Source organism: Desulfosporosinus sp. FKA, from assembly GCF_002196785.1.
In the GTDB taxonomy this organism is placed as follows: Bacteria; Bacillota; Desulfitobacteriia; order Desulfitobacteriales; family Desulfitobacteriaceae; genus Desulfosporosinus; species Desulfosporosinus acididurans.
In genome coordinates this window covers 84,442-104,508 of record NZ_NAHZ01000015.1, presented here as the reverse complement: position 1 = coordinate 104,508, position 20,067 = coordinate 84,442, and the positions used below count along the sequence as shown (strand labels likewise).

General features: G+C 43.0%; 20 protein-coding genes. 2 read left to right on the top strand and 18 right to left on the bottom strand.

Translation table 11 applies throughout. From position 1 onward, the window contains the following. Positions 1-9: 9 nt before the first annotated feature. The 15 genes from B5771_RS24150 to B5771_RS04000 all read right to left on the bottom strand — a co-directional run bounded on the left by B5771_RS24150 (position 10) and on the right by B5771_RS04000 (position 14,056). Positions 10-150 (bottom strand): hypothetical protein, encoded by a 141-nt coding sequence (locus B5771_RS24150; protein WP_172408150.1) that lies wholly within the window; start codon positions 148-150, stop codon positions 10-12. 80 nt (positions 151-230) lie between these two features. Then, on the bottom strand, positions 231-1,097 hold the full coding sequence (locus B5771_RS04065; protein WP_088186394.1) for a type II secretion system F family protein: 867 nt from the start codon (positions 1,095-1,097) through the stop codon (positions 231-233). Further along, complete coding sequence (locus B5771_RS24145) at positions 1,094-1,996, bottom strand: hypothetical protein (RefSeq protein ID WP_088186393.1); 903 nt, start codon at positions 1,994-1,996, stop codon at positions 1,094-1,096. The genes B5771_RS04065 and B5771_RS24145 overlap by 4 nt, the downstream gene beginning before the upstream one ends. Continuing rightward, positions 1,989-3,458 (bottom strand): ATPase, T2SS/T4P/T4SS family, encoded by a 1,470-nt coding sequence (locus tag B5771_RS04055; RefSeq protein WP_088186392.1) that lies wholly within the window; start codon positions 3,456-3,458, stop codon positions 1,989-1,991. The genes B5771_RS24145 and B5771_RS04055 overlap by 8 nt, the downstream gene beginning before the upstream one ends. A 57-nt stretch (positions 3,459-3,515) precedes the next feature. Then, positions 3,516-5,354, bottom strand: coding sequence for a hypothetical protein (locus B5771_RS04050; protein WP_088186391.1), 1,839 nt, complete (start codon positions 5,352-5,354; stop codon positions 3,516-3,518). A 68-nt stretch (positions 5,355-5,422) separates the two neighbouring features. Then, positions 5,423-5,620 (bottom strand): hypothetical protein, encoded by a 198-nt coding sequence (locus B5771_RS04045; RefSeq protein ID WP_088186390.1) that lies wholly within the window; start codon positions 5,618-5,620, stop codon positions 5,423-5,425. A gap of 210 nt (positions 5,621-5,830) precedes the next feature. After that, positions 5,831-6,013 (bottom strand): hypothetical protein, encoded by a 183-nt coding sequence (locus B5771_RS04040; protein WP_088186389.1) that lies wholly within the window; start codon positions 6,011-6,013, stop codon positions 5,831-5,833. Between the two features lie 12 nt (positions 6,014-6,025). Next, the gene (locus B5771_RS04035) at positions 6,026-6,316 is read right to left on the bottom strand and encodes a hypothetical protein (RefSeq protein ID WP_088186388.1); all 291 of its coding nucleotides are present in this window, start codon (positions 6,314-6,316) and stop codon (positions 6,026-6,028) included. Positions 6,317-6,463: 147 nt separating this feature from the next. Further along, entirely contained in the window at positions 6,464-8,884 is a 2,421-nt protein-coding gene (locus B5771_RS04030) for a PQQ-binding-like beta-propeller repeat protein (RefSeq protein ID WP_088186387.1), read from the bottom strand. Positions 8,885-8,988: 104 nt separating this feature from the next. Further along, positions 8,989-9,915, bottom strand: coding sequence for a hypothetical protein (locus B5771_RS04025; RefSeq protein WP_088186386.1), 927 nt, complete (start codon positions 9,913-9,915; stop codon positions 8,989-8,991). An 89-nt stretch (positions 9,916-10,004) separates the two neighbouring features. Further along, positions 10,005-10,682 carry a ribonuclease HII gene (locus tag B5771_RS04020; protein ID WP_088186385.1) on the bottom strand — a complete coding sequence of 226 codons (678 nt, stop codon included), beginning with the start codon at positions 10,680-10,682 and terminating at the stop codon, positions 10,005-10,007. Between the two features lie 319 nt (positions 10,683-11,001). Then, positions 11,002-11,883 carry a hypothetical protein gene (locus B5771_RS04015; protein WP_088186384.1) on the bottom strand — a complete coding sequence of 294 codons (882 nt, stop codon included), beginning with the start codon at positions 11,881-11,883 and terminating at the stop codon, positions 11,002-11,004. Positions 11,884-12,579: 696 nt separating this feature from the next. Then, positions 12,580-12,981: a hypothetical protein gene (locus tag B5771_RS04005; protein WP_088186382.1), complete on the bottom strand. Its 402-nt coding sequence runs from the start codon at positions 12,979-12,981 to the stop codon at positions 12,580-12,582. After that, positions 12,971-13,126, bottom strand: a complete 156-nt coding sequence (locus B5771_RS24140; RefSeq protein ID WP_172408149.1) for a hypothetical protein — start codon at positions 13,124-13,126, stop codon at positions 12,971-12,973. Before B5771_RS24140 ends, B5771_RS04005 begins: the two co-directional genes overlap by 11 nt. Positions 13,127-13,150: 24 nt before the next feature. Then, on the bottom strand, positions 13,151-14,056 hold the full coding sequence (locus B5771_RS04000; protein WP_088186381.1) for a tyrosine-type recombinase/integrase: 906 nt from the start codon (positions 14,054-14,056) through the stop codon (positions 13,151-13,153). Between the two features lie 148 nt (positions 14,057-14,204). Here B5771_RS04000 and B5771_RS03995 point away from each other — a divergent pair, with 148 nt between their 5' ends. After that, a complete protein-coding gene (locus tag B5771_RS03995) occupies positions 14,205-14,456 on the top strand; it encodes a hypothetical protein (RefSeq protein WP_088186380.1) in 252 nt (83 codons plus the stop codon). Beyond that, positions 14,422-14,682, top strand: coding sequence for a type II toxin-antitoxin system RelE/ParE family toxin (locus tag B5771_RS03990; protein ID WP_088186379.1), 261 nt, complete (start codon positions 14,422-14,424; stop codon positions 14,680-14,682). Before B5771_RS03995 ends, B5771_RS03990 begins: the two co-directional genes overlap by 35 nt. A 216-nt stretch (positions 14,683-14,898) precedes the next feature. On the opposite strand, the gene B5771_RS03985 is transcribed toward B5771_RS03990, so the two are convergent. Genes B5771_RS03985 through B5771_RS03975 form a run of 3 tightly spaced genes read right to left on the bottom strand, consistent with a single transcriptional unit; the run spans position 14,899 to position 20,063 of the window. Further along, the gene (locus B5771_RS03985; protein ID WP_088186378.1) at positions 14,899-16,770 is read right to left on the bottom strand and encodes a hypothetical protein; all 1,872 of its coding nucleotides are present in this window, start codon (positions 16,768-16,770) and stop codon (positions 14,899-14,901) included. Next, positions 16,745-18,358, bottom strand: coding sequence for an ATP-binding protein (locus tag B5771_RS03980; RefSeq protein WP_088186377.1), 1,614 nt, complete (start codon positions 18,356-18,358; stop codon positions 16,745-16,747). Before B5771_RS03980 ends, B5771_RS03985 begins: the two co-directional genes overlap by 26 nt. A gap of 13 nt (positions 18,359-18,371) precedes the next feature. After that, entirely contained in the window at positions 18,372-20,063 is a 1,692-nt protein-coding gene (locus B5771_RS03975) for an ATP-binding protein (protein WP_088186376.1), read from the bottom strand. Positions 20,064-20,067 lie beyond the last annotated feature (4 nt).

The following is a 20,067-nucleotide window of genomic DNA, read 5'->3' as shown; positions in this document are numbered from 1 at the left end:
TTCATGGGCTCAGCTCCCAAAACTCGTAATTTTACTAAACTCAGTCATCAGCGTAGGATTCAAATTGCCGGTAATGAACAATACAATGATCCCAATGATAATTACCACGACAACAGCCTCTCCAATCTGCCATAACACTTCTTTAAGCATATGTTTCCCTCCTTTCCGGACTCCTGTACCTCTTCTCTCTATACTTAAGGGTTTTTCCCACAAATGTTGTCTATTGCGACCTATTTCAGGAGATTTTTGAAAGCCAGTTCCGCCACCGGGATTCCTAAGCGGATGGTATTGCCGATCATTCCTCCAAGCATAAGCATGGTTAATTTAATTTCCAGGGCTTCCAGGTCACTTTCCTGACGGTCTGCACTGATCCGCATCATATCTTCGGCCATTTCGTCAAAGACATTGTTCCGGTCCGTAATTCCCGAAAGGTGATAGGTTTGGATACGCTGCAGGACGGAGTGGAGATCCGTGTCATCCGTTTGCCTAATCATCCGGTCCAGGGCTTCGGCAAAACTCGTTTCCCCGTCACTCCAGCGCATAATTGTTATCACTATTTTTTCAAGGGGGCCAGAGATAAACTCCGCCGCCGACCGAAAGGCCTGCTCGATGGTATCTCCGGCAATGATATTAACTTTAAGGTTATTGATCAGCTCCGGCAGGGTATTTTTCAGTTGCGTCTGGTAGGTGTCTAACACCATGATGATCGCGACTCTGAGCACAAGGTACCCCGCCAGGACTCCTAACAGGACAAAGGCGACAACGAAACTTAAGGAGAGCTTGACTTTCAGGTGCAACACGACCCCAATGATCAGGCCAAAGATTAAGCCAAGGGCCGGGATCCCCAAACTCAGCAGAACGTACTCTCTCGGCGTTAATTCAACTTTTTCCAGTTTTTCGAGGTCTTCTTTCCCCATTTTTCGGATAATCCAGCCCACCCCACGATTCCAGTGGCGAGTGAGCAGTTCCCGGTAGCTTTGAGGCTGACCCGGATGGTACATGGCCGCCAGATAGGCACGGCCATAATCATAGAAAAGGGTGTAATGGAGGAGCATGGCGATCGAAAGGCCAAGGATCACAATACTTACCAGGTTCATCGTGTCATCAGTCCTCCTCTGCGCACATACAGACGAGTAAAGTTTTTCAGGCCCAAGGCCAGGTAAAGGTCAAAGACAGCGCCAACGCTCCAAGCCCAATGGGTTTGTTCGGTTGTCTCCTGCCAGACGTCGGAGTGAAAAAGCAGTTCTAAAACCGGAGTAGCCAGGCCGAAAGCGAGAAAGGCCATGAGCATTTTTAAGTAGGAACGAATTTTACTTGCCCGTTTATGGGCCATGGCTTCTCCTTCCCGCAAGCTCTTTTCCACCTGTATAAAGGCAAAGGTCATTTCTCGCTGGCCTTCCTGCAGACCTTTGGCCATAATCCGGCTGAGTTTGGCATAGACCGGATTGTGCAGGCGAACCCCGACATCAGCAATCGCTTCCGGAAGCGTCCGATTTCCCCGCGTACTATTGATCGCCAGCATCAACTCGCCGCGCAGAGGATCTTTAACCTGCTGGGCGGCATTGCGCACGGCTTCCAACAGGTTGCTTTCAACCCTTAGATTGTCTTTAATCCCACGCACAAATTGCAGTGTTTGTGCATCCTGCAATTGCTGCCGGTTCGCGGCTTTCAGCGCGATATACGCTCGATAGAACATGCGACCCAACAGACCGTAGAAGAGGGTACCGAGAAGGTCTCTTGTCACCATCAGTTCATAAAACCCCATACCGGCCATGGCGGCCAGCTCTAAGAGCTGCGATGCGGAAACGCTTAATCCCAGGATTGTCAAGGACTGTTCCAGTTCCGCATCCGGTTGCAGGAGCCTCAAGCGCAGCTTGATTTTCGGGAGATCTCTGGGCTTCCAGGGTTTGTGCCGGTCTTTTTTGATCGACGGTGAAATCCAGCAATACAAGATCACAAACCAGCAACCGCAGAGGAGAAGAGCGAAATTAAACATGGCCGCCTCCTATCGTATGATCGATAAATTTTTCCGGGATGATAATTCCGTTTTCCAGGCATCGTTGACAGGTTCGTTCCTGCAGTTTTCCGCGCTGGATATGCTTTTTTTGCTTAAAATCGTAATAATACAAGAGGTTGTACCCGTCGCTGTTGGGGTCATAGGGTAGAACTTCCCACATCGTAATGATTTTCCGCGTTCCATCATCGTTGGAACGTTTGAAAAAGACCAGCCAGTCTAGTGCGTCATGGAGCATTTGCCGAACAAACCGTTCCTCAACTTTCATGCCGTTTTCCTGCAGCCAAACGACCATGAGGTTCTCAAAGGTCCAGGGATTTTTGGAGTGGCCGGTACAAAGAACCCCGTCATGGCCATGACTGATGATTTTCATAAAGCCTCCGGCCTCCACAGCCTTGCGCATCTCTTCCATTATGATCCGGTCCGGACGCATGGTTAAAACTTGTTCAATCAGTTCATCGATACCGATAGGATTTTTGTCGCGCTTGACCGTCTGCATCGGAATGTAGTGCGGGTGCAGGGGGTTGAGTTCCGAGTTGTCGCCCAGGCCGAAGACCCGTTCTTTAAGAGTATGTTCTTCAAGCATGATCCTGAGGAACGTTGTTTTGGTTGATCCTGTAGCCCCCAAGGCCACTCCGTTGCAGAGTCCTTCGGTGAGCAAACCGGAAAGTTCCATCATCTCTTCCGTCGCCGCCCCGGTTTGAATATAGTTTTGGGAGGTATAGCGCTTGCTGGTATCGGGCGTCTTGCGGATGCTGAAAACGGGAACCCGAACGACCAGCGGCCAAGTTACCGAAAGCCGGGAGCCATCGGGAAGCTCCGCCCGTACCAGGCAGTCGAGTTTATCCAGGCTGCGTTTTGTCTTGCCATAGAGTTTCCGGATATATTCCTCATAAGCATGTGCATCGGGGAACTGAATTTCCGGATAGAAGTCGGTGCCGGGACCGATATCATGCGGGAGGCCGTCAATCTCGATCCAGAGATGTTTGTAACTATTGCCCCCGAACTCCGTGATCCGGGTATCGGCAACGAGGGGCTGGAGAATGTCGTAACCGACATAACGGTTGGCAACCCGCTGAAAGACAAAGCGCTTTTCTTCCACGTTGAGATCTTTTTGGGCGACGAGGTTGGCCACAACAATCGGCAACTCTGTTTCCCGGGCCTCCTGGTCGCCGTCCAGAAGGTGCCCGTATTTGCGGCTGATTTCCTCATAAACCTCTCGCTCCGCAACGTAAACATCATCGTAAATAGATTCTAGGCTGACCGATTTGTTCATGAGACTTTCCGGGCTTTCCTCTCCCAGAAAATCGGCCTGGAGTGCGATTCCCGCTGTCTCCCCTCCGGCATTTTTCTCCTGATAGGCCCGCTGGCGTTCCACTTCACGTTTTACCCGTTCTACATCAATTTGGGGACGCGGCTTAATTTTAATGTTGTACCCGTTCAACCTTTTGCCTCCTTTCTCCGTCTCTTAGGCACGTTCCTAAATCCGCGCCCGCCCTCCTCATGCCCTCTTGCGCCATCCCAAAAACCAATTTTTCAAGGATAATCGCTGGAGTTTCTGAACCTGGACAGTATTGACCGGCACTTCCAAGTCCTGAAGGACGGCCTGACAAAAGTTTTTCCAGGGGGAGACCCCTTTTTTAATTTTGGGGTGATAGGGTTTGCCCTGATGGGCCGCCAGGCGGTAACCTTCCACATCCAAAGGAACCTGCAGGCTGACGGGGATCTCAAGGGTCTGGGTAATAACGCGCAGGCTTACGAGGTCGCCGGGGGTACACTTGTTAAGGATAATTCGATAGTTGGCAAGATTGATGCCGAGCTCATATGCCTGATCGATATGCGCTTCGGCAGAATCCAGAAACACCTTGGTGGCTTCCATGACATAAAAAATGCGTTTGGCCATTTTCAGCGCGGTATAGACCGGCGGATCAACTGAGCTCGTATTGGTGTCGACAATGACGATTTGAAACTCTTTCAGGGCGGCACTGTAAAAGGTTTCGGCTTGTTTGCAGGGATCAACATTCCCCTTTTCCAACCCTTCGAGGTGAAAGGGCAAGACGACTTTTTTAGGGCTAATCGGGCCGACGGGCAGGACATAAAGGCCGTGGACCTGACGGCTGGTTCTGCGCAGGGCCTCAATGGCCGTGTTTTCACTGATAAAATCCGAATGATTCCAGGCAGCCAGGCCGGGGCAATCCTCCGCAGCACCGACAGACCTAAGCAACGATGGTTTTTCCGTGTCCAGTTCGACGATCAAGGTCTTATAGCCCATTTCAGCAAAAGCAAAACCCATTTGCGTTGAGCCGGTGCTTTTCCCTACCCCGCCGCCGGCACTGTGATAAGCGATAAGCGCCGGACTAAGAACGGTACTTCGAACCGCAGGCAATGCCGTTACGGGTTTGGTTTCCTCATCCCATTTAAAAATCACATGGCTCTCTTGAGACTCTTGGTTCCTCTTGAGAATGCTCATGAGGTGCCCGGGGAGGTTAGGAATCACCTGCCATTCGATGTCCAACGGATCGAGATGGTCTTGGTACATGGAAGAAAACGAGTCCGTTCTTCTTTCGATAAGGATGATTCGGGTTCCATGTGCCTTTTCTCTGAGGAGTTTCAGGTTTTCAACCAGATTGCGTTCCAGACCCGGAAGCTCTCGGTGGAGAAGTATCACGTCATAAAATCCTTTTTCGGCGGCCTGAATAAGGTTCATATAGGACTCGACGGCCTCCAGGACACGATATTCACCATCACTTTTGGCATGAATATATTGTTTTAGGCGCTGCACATTATCACCCAGAGGCGGAAGTGCTAAAACAACATCCTTTCGTGAGCTTAAAGGTTGAGGCTCAACCTCGGGCTCAGGTTCTCTGGCTTCCTCAGGAGGGGTATTTGCTGACAATGACCGTTTTATGAGATCTCTTTGCAGCCGAATGCTATGTTTTTTTTCGGCTGGTCGGGGCGTAAGAGCCGGTGGAACCGTAAGGCTGCGGCTTTTCGTAAATGGGGGATGTTCCACCTGTTCCCGAAGTTTCCGGGCAAACTCTTCAAGTTGTTTCTGGATGGCTTCACCACTTTCCACATCCTTTACATACTCAATCGTTTTTTGTTGGCAAAAAGCATTGGTGTTTTGATTTCCGACGACGATACAGCGCGGATCAGCAGCAATATCGGAAAAATCCTCTTTTTTGGGATCGATCCATAAAAGAATATCGGCATCGTCTTGCCCGGCGAGCTGGAACCCGGCCTGTGGTATCCAGGATTCCCAATCCTTGGCTCCCGGTCCTAGTACCGAAATTTTGACAGGCTGTTCCTTCTCGATGCGAGCAACATTTTCTTTGAGCACATTGATCTCCTTCTTTCTGTCATTGAATCCACATACTTTATATGAGGTTTACCCACAAAATCACAACGTTATCGTCGCAGGACGGTTTGGATTAATGCTTGGATAGCTTGTCGATCACGAACTTCCGAAAGCGTAGGATAATGGCCTTTGTATTCATTTGCTGCTATACGGTCCTGGATCAACTCATTCTTACCATTAAACAAAGAGCCATGCATGTTCAATGAAAGGTCATCGAGGTTCCTGGTGTTAATTGGGGCATTTCTCATAAACACATAACCTCCTCTCAAGCCGTTAAATAAAAAGCCCTATTAATTGATCGTCCTCATAAGTTATAAGGGACTTTCCCACAAAAAAAAGAAACGGTCGTTGATACCGTTTCTTTTTTAAATTTAGGGCATAAAAACACTCTCCAATTTCTTACCCCCGTATTTATTTGTTACTTGACTTTGAGAACAACGAGTTACTTTTAGGTTTTTCTATGAATCACTGATGGCAAAATCATCGGTTTCAGGTCCATTCTCTCCCCTTAGTTTCTTGAGCGTCACTCGTTTTTTATGAGCTAGATTATATTTTTTCATGAATTCGTCGGATAGTTCATAGACCTTTTCGACAAGATAAAGTGATCCAAATTTCTCAATGGTTTCGCCTTGGATAAACATGGCTCTCCTCCTTTATCTCATGGATGTTTTCAAAACGAAGTCATAAAGTGGCGTTATAAACCACCCGACCGCACCGGCTTGTAAAATAAAGATACAAATCAACGAGAATCCTCTGGCAATAAATGTTATTCTTTGCTGACCTGAATCTTTATATTGTTTATAAACTAAAACCCCGATCACTAGGCCCAAGATCCCAACAACAACCAACGCTAAGTGGTATCTTGCTAAAACGAGAGGCATCGCGATATTCATAAACTCGGCTCCATCGTGAAGCCCTGAAAGTAAACTTAAAATGCTGCTCATCCAAAATACTCCTTCATTTGGTTTAAATCTGATTCATTATAAGTAAAGTAACAATGAACAGGGGACTAATCAAAAGAACCATAAAACCAACTAAAAAATGCAATCATTTCCCTTACCGAATTCATAAAATCACATCCCATAGTTTCCTTAATACGTATAACTGCTTCCCGAAATCACAGGAACGACTACGAAATCGGTACCATAAACCTGAATTGGAGTGATCGTTGACCCCGGTACATCCATTTCTGCTGTTTGATAGACAACCCCACACGCTTCGCCGCTGCAGACCAAAACAGGATATTGATAAATGACATGGACAACGTAATCCACCCCAATATTAACAGGAGCGTCGGGCGTCTGGAGTGTTGGCGCTCGATAAGCCCAGGATGGGGGTTCCGCCAGATATTTTCCCGGCTGCCAGCCGCCCCAGGTCTCTTCGAATTGTAACGTTGCCTTAAGAGGTGCTGTTATCGTCATCGGGTCTTGAATCGTATGAGAAAGCCATTGGGAGCCCTGGGCATATCCCTCTGGTCTGGTGACTGTGGCAGACGTTAAATATGCGGACACGAGGATATCTGAGGAATCGGGCAATTTGGGTGTTGCTACGGTCAAGTCTGCGAGAATCGTATCTCCCAAGTAGGTGGTCCCGTTTGGGTGCTGCATAGATAATTGATCCCTCGGCCAAGCTTTAAAGGATTCACCTTGTTTCAGACGATTTTCCGGCATAGCATAGCTGCCGAGGGTAAGAGTGGCCCCGTTATCACTGACAATCCCTCCCGGTGGTTTCACGACCTCATAGGGAGCACTTGCATCAATAGGCGCTGCCGTTGAACCTGGTGCTGTAATGCGTAACTCAACAGGAACACTGTATGTTCCCGGATTGGAGGGTACTTGGAACGGCAGCTGCCAATGATAAATCGTCGTTCCATTTGGCCCTGGCGATTTAGAACTATAGTTCATTTCGGTCGCTTGAGTAATAGGGACAGGATCCCCATTGGCATCAGGCAATCGAGCCACCACATCACTCATGGTGTTATCTATGGTGGTATCGACATTCAGCGTTGCTGTGGCGTTAGGTTGGTTCTTTTCCGGGTTAACCGTTGCTGTTAATTGACTCACTTGTGGTACCCAAAATTCCAGGGCACCATTCTCCCCGCCGGCAACCGCATCATTCGTCCATGAAGCAATCAATTGATTGGGACCGGCATCCATGAGGACCGAAACATACGGTGGAGGGGCATATCCTTTAGCTGAGGTAGATAGGCCGCCAGATCCCATAAAAACCCCGCCAGAAGAGCTATTATAGGCTGATATATGAACGTATCCATTCGCGTCATTAACAGCCACCAGGCTTGTCTTTGTCGTCGGATTAATTACAACGCTGGGATCAATGAAGCCCGTGGCTCCGGAAAATACAGTCCCATCGTCGGTCATTGTGTATTTATCGATCGCATGAATCTCGCTATAGCCGGATTTAACTGCAAAAATATAATTAGAATCAACCGCAAGGTTTGATATGATGAGGTTTCCGTTATACAGAGAATTATTCTGGGCCATGTAATTACCATTGTTATTGAAGCAATAAATGTTTCCCATTTTATCTGGAACATAAATGTTTCCCGTATCAGAATCAATAACCGGCGCGCTGGCAATGCCATATTTGATGGCCCCCCCTCCCGTATAGCCCATGGTCATACTCGAGGGATGGAATACAAAAAGTTCAGGATATCCGCCGTCAACTCCAAAGAGAATATCTCCGTAACCATCACTCTGAATCGCCGGAGATGACGTAAAAATTTCACCAGCCCAGGACGGATTAATAGAGGTTGTCCTATAACCATTAGGTATAACCGACCCAGGATCAATATTAGGCGGAACGTATAGAGGAGCAGCTGCGAAACCGCCGTTCCAACTGCCTGCGCAAGTGACCGGCGCATTAAAGTTGGTTGTTTCCAAGGTATCCATATCCGTCCCTTGCCATGAATACGATTGTTTAGATATTGCCGGACTCATTGCAATAAGGTTGGTAGTTTGCCCAGCATTTCCTTGAATCTCATACTTGTTATATTGTTTCATGAAACCATTACTATCCGGTACATTCGGAGATCCATTTACACTCATCGGCCATGTATAAATATATTTTCCCACCGCTATGCTCATATTACTTCCATCTGGTGATATTGAAGGACCCGGACTGCCATCGATGCGTTCTCCTGCTTCAGCTTTAAACTTAGCTGCCCACAGCACAGGAAAATCTGAGGCGCTCTGAGGATTCACTTTAGAAATATCGACGGCAACTAAATAACCCGTGTTTGAATCCGTGTTCCAGGCATATTGATACAATGTATTCCCATAAACAATGGGTGTCGAATAGCTATAAAGCCAGGTTCCTAAGGCATCCCCTATCGATACGGCTATCGGGGTTTCATTATACAGCTGGCTCATTTCGTCGGTGGTGGCTCTCGTTCGAGAATAATTTGTATCCCACGTAAGATTATTCGCAGCCATGACCGATGTGGGAAGTAACAATATTAGACACAAAACAAAAGCTATGAGTTTCTTAATCATGGTATCCTCCTTTCAAAAATTTCTTCCCATCATCTTTAAGGATTTTTCCCACAAAAAAACCCGGAGCTAAGGTTAAGCACCGGGTTTTTTCCCTATGTATAAAATTAAGCCTTTAAGTATTTAAATTTGACAAACACTATAAATCCTATGACTAGAATTCCTGATCCTATAATTCCTGCGTAAGTCGGCCAAGGCGTTTTGGCAGATTCATCAGTGTTCTCTGCCGAAGATTTAATCTTCGTTTGAGTTTTATCGTTCAAAGCCATAACGGGCGGATCCGTTCGTTTAGGATCCGCCTTTGAGGCAACAGCTGTTTCCTGAGTCTGAGGCACTGAATTTAAATTGGTTCCCACCTTTGGAGTCGATGTGGCTTGCTTTGAGGTCGCTGTTGCAGCTGACGATGAAGTGCCAGATTTAGCAGCGGGAGCAGCAGCCTGGGCGGGTGGAGTTGGATTTGAAACTGCCGCCACTTTTTTTTCGGTTGTAGCCGAACTGACACTTTTTCCGATACTAGAAAAATCCGGGGCGGGAACTCCGACACCGACTAATACCTTTCCAATATTGCTGCCATAATTTGCCTTGCCCACAAGATTAGCCGGAGGAGTGCTTCCCGCCGGAACATTCGGTCCGCCTAATTGACTTAAATTAATTCCTTGTGCTGCAAGTGATTGGAATATTGACGGATCAAAACACGTTGGGTTCATTGATTCTTCGATATTATTATCAATACCGTATTTTTTTATATAAGCTAACAAGGGAGCTGCTGAATCGTATTGAGTCCATGAAGGATCGCTGCTATGTCCTGCCACTAGTGAAGGTTCAATTGGAAGCGTTGACACAAGCGATGTGCCATCGCTTCCAATGTAACCAAAATTAATACTTGCACTATCGCCTCTGACTCCCATTTTCCACATCTTAAGTTCATAATGTGCGCTATCAGCGGCTTTGACAATCGTCGGAATAAAAAGCATCTGTACGGTTATAGTTATTATTCCTATAATTCCAACCAACTTTGCTTTTTTCAGTTTCATGGTTTATACACCAACCTTTCATTGATTACTAAGGAAAATTCCCACAAAATCAACTTATCACATGGATAAACCCGTTACTTTATCGTTCTCTAGCCGTTCTCTTTGACATCTACTAAGATATCAAAAATATCCATTTGTCGCCCCTTTTCTAGAAACTTTAAATAGCTTTTTCTGTGAATCGGACAAGGCCCGATCCGTCTAATTACATCCATGTGTTTTTTCGTCGGATAACCTTTATTTTGATCAAACTCGTATTCTGGATAAACTTTAGCGTACTCCATCATCAGTTCATCACGGTAAACTTTAGCCACAATGCTGGCTGCAGCAATAACGGCTGACTTCACATCACCTTGGATAATAGCCTTCTGAGGAATCTTCTCTGTTGTAATAAACTTACCATCAATTAAAATATAATCCGGTTTTACTGCAGAGCTTCTAATTGCCCTGCTCATTGCTGTTAGTGTAGCTTTATGTATATTAATAGTATCTATTTCTGATGCTTCCGCCTGCCCAATAGACCAGCTAATCGCTTGTTCTTTAATAATTTCCGTCCAAGTACGTCTCATTTTCGGTGTAGCTTCTTTTGAATCCCGAAGGTCCATAAGACAAAAATCAGGATTCAAAATTACTCCTCCAGATACACATGGTCCAGCCAAGGCCCCCCTGCCCACTTCGTCGCACCCCATCACGTGTGTATAACCCTGATTCCAACATTCTTGCTCATCTTGGCGCAACATAATCCAATGCTCTTCGGAATTATCGTGCATAGCCTACACCCCAGTTTTCCATACTCTTCCTTAATAATGGTTTCTATCTATTCGTTACCCCTTATAATTTCGTGAATAGCCTTTTTAAGCTTTGGTACTCTAAGACATATTATACCAAACCTTGCCCCTTGTAACAGCTTCGATGGTATTAATGCTAAAATAACAACCTTGCAGACAAGCTGCTTCGAATTGGCTCTATTGTTCACTAATGCATTTTTAGCGGCATTTAGTAAGCTGTAATTTCCATTATCTAAGTGCAAATAACTTAAACTGTCGTCCCTATCACTTCATATTCTGCCCGCTTCTTTAGTTCCGATATCTAGTTTTGATGGCCTTTACGAAGCTGCTCAATACGTTCGCTGAGAGTATTGATTTTATTTTTTGACTCTTCTTCTAAAGCTAAAAGTTCAGTTTGATGGTCATTACGAAGTTTCTCTATGCGCTCATAAAGGGACTGAATTTTCTTCGTCGATTCTTCGTTTAATAACTGTAGCTTCACCTGATACTCTGTCTGCATTTTTAGGAGTTCTCGTTCTTTTTCGAGGTCTTTCCTCTCACTTAATCTATCTATGATATCTTTATGGCTGTTCTCTAACGTTTTATTGACATTATTACTTTCCATCAGCTTTGATTCCAATCCAATAATAACTTGGTTGAGCCTGCTAATCTCAGTTTTTAAGCTATTGCTTTGTTCATGCCCAGCTTTGTATTCTGCTACCAGTCCCGTTAGGGCATCGTTTTTTTCTTTGTACTCCTTAATTAATAATATATGATTTTCAGATGCAGCTTCTATTTGGCGAACCAGACGCCCTGCTTCTTCTTTTTCTTTTTCGTAACGATCTCGATCTTCTTCGCGATCGGCAAGCAATGTCTTTATCTCCTTTGAAAGGCGCTCCAACTGCTGAACAAGTTCCTCATTTTCCTCTTGTAGTTCACTTTTCTGTCGTAAAACATCATCTTTCTCATGGGCAGATCGCTGAATCATATTTAAAACTAACTCATTGATACGCTTTGTATGCATCTCAAGTTCGGAGATGTCTTGCTGGAAATTCGGTAGACCAACTTTAGCATCTTGCATTACCCAAAGGTTTGTCACGGCATCGATCCAATTCATATCATTTAGACCTGATGCTTTAATCGTGGTATTGATCTTATCTTTTAGTTCTTCCGAGACCTTAAAGCCCTTCGTTGTTTCGGCCATGTTACTACGCCCCTTTATAGATGTTAACTTGTATATTGTTATTATATCACGAGTTAACCATGTTAACCATGTTAACATGGCAAATTCTATTGAAATATTAGAATTTTTTCAAGCTTTTTGAATTAGGAATATTCTGGTTCCCGAGAATGACTATAAAATAACCAAAAGCCAGTTTGCCCTTTACGTGTAGGGAAACTGGCTTTTGGTTATTTTATAGGTTGCCTCTCGTCGTCTTGGTCTACAGCAGCAAAATTATAAAGTTAACATCTCAAGGTAAACTTCTTCTATGGTTAACCTGGTTTTCCGAGTTAACTAATGCTTGTGTTTACGCAATTTCTCTATTTTTCATATGTCTTTACTTTCCACAAAAGCTCAACAATATAGCCTCCTTTAAAATATAATACGCGTATCCAAAGCACTGAATCACTTTGGAAGCTAAGCGTTAATATGAAAATCAGCTTTACCTTTGAATGGCTACAAGATGAGAAGGGCAACGACATATGCTTTACCGAAATATAGGCGACCACGACCATTGTCTTCCTCCATCATATTAAAAAGTTCTACAATCTAAATAGACTCAGAAATAACTGAAGAAATTCTTTTATTTTATTTTTCGGCAACCAAAGGATAATACAGACACGAAGAAAGTAGCCCGCCCTCAAAGCAGCTACTTTCTTCGTTATATCAACCGAACCACTACACTATCCAAACATACCAGGAAGCACATTTCTTACACCCCAGAATATATAACTTGTCAAACATTTCTGGATTCCAATCAGCTTCTTTCCCAGCTTTCTTTGGATCTCCGTCAAAGAAATAGTCTAAGTAGTCCTGATCAAAACGTATTGTTGTGAGCTCTCCGTTTTTATCAAATTCACACTTCCAAACCCAATACCAATAAGCCTCCCAATTACCTTTTTCACCACATTTACATTTAGCTATAAAAGGTATCTCGTCTTGATCAAGGATTTTAACAAATCGGTGAAGGTTTGTTTTCGCAAAGTTGTAACAACGTTTTTTATAAAATCTATTATTTGGATCGTCACTAAAACAATTGTCAATGTCCTCTTCTACTAAATTTTTAATATCAAATTCCAATAACTCTCAATCCTTTCTTGTTGGAATCGTTCGTTTTCTTTTGCTTGATTGATGAATTCAATCTTTCTTTGCCCCTGGTGTCGGCTTGGCTGGCACTACCCCTAATAGGAGAAACATTAAGGAAAGCCACGTTAGTGCCATCCATCTGGCTCACCCCCTCACTATCCCTCTACTCCCATGAAATTTTCTCTACTTCAGCTTGCAAGTCAGCACGGGTTGCTTTCACATAAATCATTGTCGTATCAAGGCTGTCATGCCCCATGATCTGTGCTAATCTATGTAAAGGTGTATTTGCGGCCATAACATAACCAAAACGATGTCTTAGATCATGAGCGCTTAACCCTTCAATTCGAGCAATCTTCATGTACTTTTGAATGACATGTCTCAAAGCTCGCTCAGTAAGCCTATTAGCCGTTTTTTCCGAAGGGAACAAGTACATACTATCTGGTGAGAGTTCTTCTATATATTTTTCCAGAATAGCTCGACATGTTGAGTTTAAAGGAACCTCTCTCTGTTTATTACGCTTTCCGGAACGAACAATAAGTTGCCCGCTACGTCTCCCAATCGTTATATCGTTAGGGCATAAATTACATACTTCCATTGAGCGTAGTCCGGTATGCAGCATGAGAATGATAATTGCCTGATCTCTGATCGACCCATTATACTCGGCTGCCGCAACTAATGCAGCTTCTTCTTTATCAGTCATTTGTCGTGGGCTAACCTTTTCTTCCGGAACAAGCTTTACCGGCTTGGATGGATCTCGCCGAATAATCCCCTCTGTGATAGCCCAATCAAAAAACCTCTTAAGGGTTATAAGTCGTCGGTTAATTGTTGCTGGTTTAAGTTCAATTATCCTTTGCATTACATCCCGATACCGTGTTAATGTTGGAGTGGAGACATCTTCAATGTTGAAGATAATTATTTCTTCCTGATGCTCGGGGGACTCAAACCAACCTACAAACTGTTTTAAATCACTAGCGTATTCTTTTAACGTCTTTGGGTTTAAATCTTCCTGGGTGCTTAACGTATTAATAAATTTAGAAATAAGTAATTCCCCTTGGGTAGACAAATTCATTACAGCAATTCCTCCTAGACCTTGACTTACCTTAGCGGACATGATAATTTAATCTTAATTGAAACCTTAGCGGACATCAAGTGGTAGTTTCAGAAGCAGTATATAACCGCTAATCTTTATTAGCGGACATTAGATAGGGGGCGTTTTCATGGCTATCAGTAATGATGATTTATTTAAGCTGGTAAGGATACTCCCGGAAGAGGCTAAGCAATCTGCTTATGATTTTTTGAAGTTTTTAACAAATAGTCCTAAGCGACCAGATTGGGACGAAATTGACCTAATGGAGCCGGACGATATACCATTGAGTGAAGAAGAAGAACGACAAATGAACAGCACGGAATTTGTGTCATGGGAGGATGCAATGCATGAACTCAATTTACCAACTGACATTAAGCCGTGATTCTGTTAAATTTCTTGCTAGGCAGGAAAGAGCTATTCAGGAACGTATGCGTAAAGCATTAACAGGCTTAGCTGTTCGTCCACCGATTGGTGATATTAAGCCTCTAAAAGGCCGAGGAAAATTAATGCGATTACGAGTTGGTACATACAGAGTAATTTTCGAAGTTAATCATATAGAACAATTTGTATATATATTGACTATCGACAATCGCGGTGATGTCTATTAAAAGATGCAAGCTTCAAAAAGCCGGTTTATCCTCAGAGTAAGGAAAACTGGCTTTTTGCTTCCAGAATATATCTTAACGCATATTTCGCTAAAATGTTGCCGGGACCCTAATAATAGCTTACACGCACAAGTACGACGATTCCCCTCAAGAACTACATAACCTTCATCTCTTTTGTAACATGAAATCAATTCAGAGCCGTGCAATTTTTTGACATAACTAATTGTCAACATCTTTGATTACTTTAATCGCTTTTTCTGCATCATCACGGGTAATGGTATAGTACTCAAGAACCCGAAGGACGTCCTTATCTACTGTTAATGAGTGAATATTACTAAAGTCATTTGCATGGATAATAGGTTTGATAATCTCTAGATTCTCCGGAGTAAGAGACGAAAAAGCGTTCCACCAAACATCGGTTAGGCCTTCGCCTTCATAATAAAATCTGTAGACAATCATTACTTCTGGCATATACAGGAGCTTTTCGTACTCATCTTCATTGCTACCAAAGGCTTTTTCAAAAAAGGATTTGCCCCTTCCTATCTTGCCCTTCGTGGAATTAAGAATGGCTTGAATTGAACGAATAAACTTTCTGTTCCAATATTCCCCAACAAATGTCCTATTCCTGAAATATACTGGGTCTTGGATTGGGTGATACTTCATAGGAAAGGAGTAGATGTTCACGTTTAGCTCTTCGCACAACTCCACATTAAGCTTCATGCGACGGTATAAGTCGACAGGCTTTTCATCATAATTATATAGCAGATAGTTGGACATGTTTCGTATTCCGTTATCAGCCGCTAACCTCACAGCCGCTTCGTAGACATTTCGCAATTTCCAAGAGTCAAAGGCTATTCGTAAGGGATAAATAGGGATTTCAGCCAACCGTCTCATTTTTTCTGGCGTTATCAGACGAGCATCAACACCTTGGTTGAAATCCACATACCGAGCTTTTGGTTTGTTGTTGTGATATTTTTCAAATAGCAGCGCAAAGAACTCGTCTGTTGCCAGTATTGCTTCTTTCGTAGCAGTATCAACACTCAACAGTTTGTGTTCATATAAAATCGAATACATTTTCGACTTGCTCTCGCCATTGACCTTTTTGTACAGCCATTTATATAAGCCAACGATTTGCTTTATATGGCCATGGTAATTTTTTGCCAATCTTCGCAAATCATGAACCAACACCAAATACTTATTAGGTTCAACATAGGTTGCGCCAGCATAAAAGCCACATTCAATAATTTCATCAATAATATCATCAAAACGCTCAGATGCCAAAACATTATTGTCGAGCAGTAGGAGATTGCGCTTTTCACCAAAAGTATCATTCACATACCGAATTTGCTCCTTGATGCTGATGAAGCAATTGTATTGCGGTTCGAGCTGTGGTACAGCACAAAATGGGCATCGATTGACACATCCACGAGTCATATATGCGTAATATCCCTCGTTCTCCGCGTAAGTGTAGTCAATCTCGTTTAAGATAGAGTAATCCAACGGGAGATGGTCGATAATAATAGTGTTATCATCATACTCGCCGCCATTGTCGAGTAGCCCAATGTGGGGGCGAATTCCGGTTTCCCTTTCAATGTCATTAGGGAGTAATGATGCGGCTACGCCTCCAACTTTCACTTCGTTTATGTCCTTACAGAGCACTTTGAAGAGATTGATTGTATTAACGGTCTTCTCCCAGTAGAACGTGAACAAGGATGAAATGTATACTCTATCCCATTTTGGGTCATCCAGATATTCCTTTTTATTGTAGTATCGCCGATAATATTTTAGGTTTTCACTTACTAACTGGCTTTCACTAAGTGCTACGAGCTCAGAGTATTTTGCAGACAACCCTTTTTTTAGATATTGATCGATTTCTGATCGATGTTCTCTCCAATCAACTGAATCGTCGTTTGCAGTTAGTTTTTTTAGTAGTTCTTCATGTATCTGCTCCAAAATGAACTCTTTAAACTCTCCCTTGAAAAACCGCACTTCGTCACCAAGCATCTTGTGGTAGGTGGCGATTTTCATCAATCCCATGGGAGGGTATTTATTCTTATAATTTGGCTCAATTAGTAGAATTCTTCTTACCATTTTTTAGTTCCTCCTGTATCTTGTTGATTAATTCCTCGCTTTGTTCAGGAGGCAGGTTGCGTGCAATAACATCATAAATCCGCGAAACTAGTTTTTTTTGCTTATCAGGGAAACTTGTCAACTCATCAACAAGATATCCCTTTTTCTTTTTAGGTGTGGGTTCTTTCGATGGTAAAGGTGATAATGACGGCTGTGAAGTATGATCAGAAAGCCCTTCATCTTCCAATGTCTTATTATGCTTGTCCTCAATATGCTTAAGAATAATGCTGAAAACATCATCGTTTTTGGCCTTTGCTTTTAGGCGATCAATATCTTTCTTTGCTTTGATATCCTCAGACTTAGCAGTTTCAATTTGATGTTCAATCATTTGTTTTTCTCGATCGCTTACAAAGCGGCCAGCCTTTTTTGTGTATTCATCCTCCTTCTTATGGAGAATAATCTCTTTCTTAAAAGCGTTTTTGGCACGATTTGCGTCATTATACACAGAGTGAAGTTCTGTATTACAGAAATATTTTAGTCGCGCTTCAAAATCATTTCTCGAGCTGTTTTCATTGAAGTAATCTCTCCTAGCATTGGGGGTCAAGTCTTTATGTACAGCATGAACTTCACCTATAAAATATAAATTCCCTCTCGCTTCCTTAAAAAAGGGTATCAAAGTTCGTTCATTACCAATCTGAATATTCGATTGGCGTACCCTAATGCCTGCCGTCTCATTAAGCGGGTGAGGGATTTGTTTCTCAAAACGACTGATTCCATACCACATCCAAGCAAGCAATTCATCATTCTCGTTATAAAACTCTTGTATTCTGACATCGTATATATCATCATACTTTCGACGCTGTCCAGCAGGATTTTTTTCAAAAAGGCTGGTAGTGTACATTTTTAGAATGTCTTCACCGTCTACATATATTTTATATTCATTTCGTGGAAGTGCTTTATTCTGAAGATACTCATATATCTTCTGTTTATAGTAAAACTTGCTGTCATAAGGTACTGGTGCGTTGAGAGAAATATATTCTTTTACTTTTTCGGTATCCAGCAATTCCATATTCTCATTAGTTATGCCAAGCAATTCAACGATAAAATAATGGTCGTCCACAGGGCAGTCTTCCCACTCATATGAAATTATTTTTTGTAAAAGAGATCCTGCATCGTCTTTGACTGAATCATCATCGAGCATTATATTCAGTGCTTTGGCGTCCCACGTCATAATGGTCCTTTGACTTTCACCTTTAGCAGTGGTTATAAAGCGTAATCTATCACAGTAAGCTAAGCCTCCTAAACGACCAATACCGCGAAAGCCCTTTGTCTCACCCTTTACTTTATCTGAATCTGCTACATAGGCGAGGGTAGATTCGATCATTTCCCGTCTAACGCCAGTAGCATTGTCTTTAATGGTTAGGTTTCGTCCGCTTTTATCAATTTGTATATCGATAAAAAGTTCTTCTTTAAACAAAGTGTGTTTAATTGCATAGTCTATCTGATCGGCGGCATTCTGAATATATTCCCTGTAGATAATCTTGGAATCCTCATACATAGCACGGGTCAGATTTTCTATGGCGTTTTTTCCGATTTTTATCTCGCCCACAAAATCAGCCTCCTTATGATTTGAATTGCTTGTAAATAGGCTCTGGGAATTTGATATTAAGAAGCGATCTAAAAATCGGATTCTGAACAATATATTCGCCCTGTTTCAGACGGGTCATCATGTTCTTGTAGACAGAAGGAATATACTTATACTCACTGTTAGAGAGCTCGATAGCATTAGTACGTCCATATGCAAAGGTTGAGCAATTGCCTGAAACCCTATTATGTATAGCGCTTTTGAACTGCTCCGCAGCAAACAAAACCACGCCCAAAGAACGGCCTCTTTCAGCGATATCAAGTATTTGTTTCAATATTGGTGAATCCTTCGGAGAATCCTTAGATGCAAACTTATTCAGCTCGTCGATGAACACAATAATTTTGGAGGGTGGGTATTTGCCATTACTGAAAGCCTTCTCCTCCAATTGAAAGTTGTACAGTTCTCTGATGACGTTACCAAATACATACGACTGCATGTCGGTGTCTAGTTTAGCAATATCTATCACATAAACATCATTTTTCTGTATTTCGGATATTTTGTCAGCAATACGTACTTCTCCATTGCCCTCGCTAAGGTCATTGAACAAAGGATTATTATGGACAGACTTTTTGATAAGGCGGGTAAATTTCCTCCAGCTCACTACACCTATTTCCTTGTTTCTGGTGCTAGAGGTGTTGCCAGACTCGCACTGTTCTTCTAGCTTTCGAATAAAATTCTGCCAGGTAGATACTAAATTGAAGCCGTTTTGCCCATCAATGATCTGGTTAATAATACCGGCCATCGTCTGCGTGGAGTCTTCTATGTTTGAGAACATCAAATCAATAGTATCTTTGTCTTGCTCGTAAGTAAATTTATATTGAAATGCTTTTTTCTGCTGTTTCTGTTTGTCAAAAAGTTCCTTTGGAGCATAGGAATTTGATTTTGTTTTTGTAGAATACGGATAGAAGTACTTGACCTGACTGAAAGGTTTAGTAGACAGTTTCAGCATCTTGTATTTATCTTTCACCACTTCCGCTCTTTCTGTTTCCCCCCCAAAATCATTTGGTTCATCTATAGCTAGTAGATCACGTCCCTTGACATTAAACACAACAAAGGCAACGCTGTCATTTTCATCGTCTTCTTCTTTATTGAGATACTTATCTTGAATGGCCTTTAACAAGAACATAGCATATGACGTTTTAGCTGCCAGACCAGATATGCCGGAAATGTTCAAATGTGCGCCTTCCGGCCCAATCAGGAAATTGGAGTCAACGTTGACGGGGAGCGTAATTTTGTTGTTGTCACCAGAACTTTCATACATTTCGAGATAACCACATACCAACGGATTCTTAATATCTGAAAGGCCTAGCGCTTCACTTACCTCATCCCTACTCGCCAAATATACTCTCTGGCCACTCTGAACTGGTATAAAAATGTTCTTGTCGTTTCCAACTACATTTGCCCTCACGTAGTTCATGCCTATGCGAAGGGTTGGAGCGTCTGTATTTACGTCACCAAAATCGTTTGAAATAAAGTTGGAAAGGAAGCTGGCCGAATCGGTAATATGTGAGATTTCCTCTATTACCGCAAACGTCTTGCTCCCTTTGATGTGTTCAACCTTAACAACATCAAAGGGATTGAGAATTAAATCAGTATTTGTCCAGAAACAAAAACTGTCAATAGTAGTCGGCACTTTTTCTGTTGCTATAATACGCCCAATTAAACTCATATCT

Bases quoted from the DNA above. Each gene is read 5' to 3' on its own strand.
- B5771_RS04025 (WP_088186386.1), bottom strand. From the start codon at position 9,915: ATGAAACTGAAAAAAGCAAAGTTGGTTGGAATTATAGGAATAATAACT.
- B5771_RS04015 (WP_088186384.1), bottom strand. From the start codon at position 11,883: ATGGCCGAAACAACGAAGGGCTTTAAGGTCTCGGAAGAACTAAAAGAT.
- B5771_RS24140 (WP_172408149.1), bottom strand. From the start codon at position 13,126: ATGGATGGCACTAACGTGGCTTTCCTTAATGTTTCTCCTATTAGGGGT.
- B5771_RS03990 (WP_088186379.1), top strand. From the start codon at position 14,422: ATGAACTCAATTTACCAACTGACATTAAGCCGTGATTCTGTTAAATTT.
- B5771_RS04065 (WP_088186394.1), bottom strand. From the start codon at position 1,097: ATGAACCTGGTAAGTATTGTGATCCTTGGCCTTTCGATCGCCATGCTC.
- B5771_RS24150 (WP_172408150.1), bottom strand. From the start codon at position 150: ATGCTTAAAGAAGTGTTATGGCAGATTGGAGAGGCTGTTGTCGTGGTA.
- B5771_RS04045 (WP_088186390.1), bottom strand. From the start codon at position 5,620: ATGAGAAATGCCCCAATTAACACCAGGAACCTCGATGACCTTTCATTG.
- B5771_RS04020 (WP_088186385.1), bottom strand. From the start codon at position 10,682: ATGCACGATAATTCCGAAGAGCATTGGATTATGTTGCGCCAAGATGAG.
- B5771_RS04030 (WP_088186387.1), bottom strand. From the start codon at position 8,884: ATGATTAAGAAACTCATAGCTTTTGTTTTGTGTCTAATATTGTTACTT.
- B5771_RS24145 (WP_088186393.1), bottom strand. From the start codon at position 1,996: ATGTTTAATTTCGCTCTTCTCCTCTGCGGTTGCTGGTTTGTGATCTTG.
- B5771_RS03985 (WP_088186378.1), bottom strand. From the start codon at position 16,770: ATGGTAAGAAGAATTCTACTAATTGAGCCAAATTATAAGAATAAATAC.
- B5771_RS03995 (WP_088186380.1), top strand. From the start codon at position 14,205: ATGGCTATCAGTAATGATGATTTATTTAAGCTGGTAAGGATACTCCCG.
- B5771_RS04035 (WP_088186388.1), bottom strand. From the start codon at position 6,316: ATGAGCAGCATTTTAAGTTTACTTTCAGGGCTTCACGATGGAGCCGAG.
- B5771_RS04000 (WP_088186381.1), bottom strand. From the start codon at position 14,056: ATGAATTTGTCTACCCAAGGGGAATTACTTATTTCTAAATTTATTAAT.
- B5771_RS04040 (WP_088186389.1), bottom strand. From the start codon at position 6,013: ATGTTTATCCAAGGCGAAACCATTGAGAAATTTGGATCACTTTATCTT.
- B5771_RS03975 (WP_088186376.1), bottom strand. From the start codon at position 20,063: ATGAGTTTAATTGGGCGTATTATAGCAACAGAAAAAGTGCCGACTACT.